The organism is Aquabacterium lacunae, from assembly GCF_004310865.1.
Lineage (GTDB): Bacteria > Pseudomonadota > Gammaproteobacteria > Burkholderiales > Burkholderiaceae_C > Aquabacterium > Aquabacterium lacunae.
The window spans coordinates 1-373 of sequence record NZ_SIXI01000055.1 but is presented as its reverse complement, the minus strand read 5'-3'; the positions used below and the strand labels follow the sequence as shown (position 1 = coordinate 373).

1 protein-coding gene is annotated in these 373 nt (G+C 68.1%); it reads right to left on the bottom strand.

The genetic code is table 11. The features are described from left to right. Positions 1-373: cadherin-like domain-containing protein (locus EYS42_RS17135; protein ID WP_165456848.1), on the bottom strand; the 373-nt coding region annotated here is incomplete at both ends.

Genomic DNA, 373 nt, shown 5'->3' with positions numbered 1-373 from the left:
CCAGCTTGCCTGCGGCCAGGTCGGCCGCGCTGATCACCTGGCCTGCCGTGACCGGCACGCCATTGAGCTGCAGGCTGCCATCGGTCGGCAGCGTGTCGATGCGCACGGCCTTCAGGGCGTCGCCATCGACGTCGGTCAGGCCCAGGTCTTCGCCCTTGACCACGTAAGGCACGTCTTCCTGCGTGGCGCGGGTGACGTCGGCGCCTTCCGGCGTGTCCGACACCGGCTTGACCGACACCGACACGGTCGGGCTGACTTCGGTCGTGCCGTCGGTGACGGTGTAGGTGAAGCTGACGTCACCGTTGAAGTTCGCCGCGGGCGTGAACGACAGCACCGGCTTGTTCGTGGCCGGATCCAGCACCAGGCTGACCGT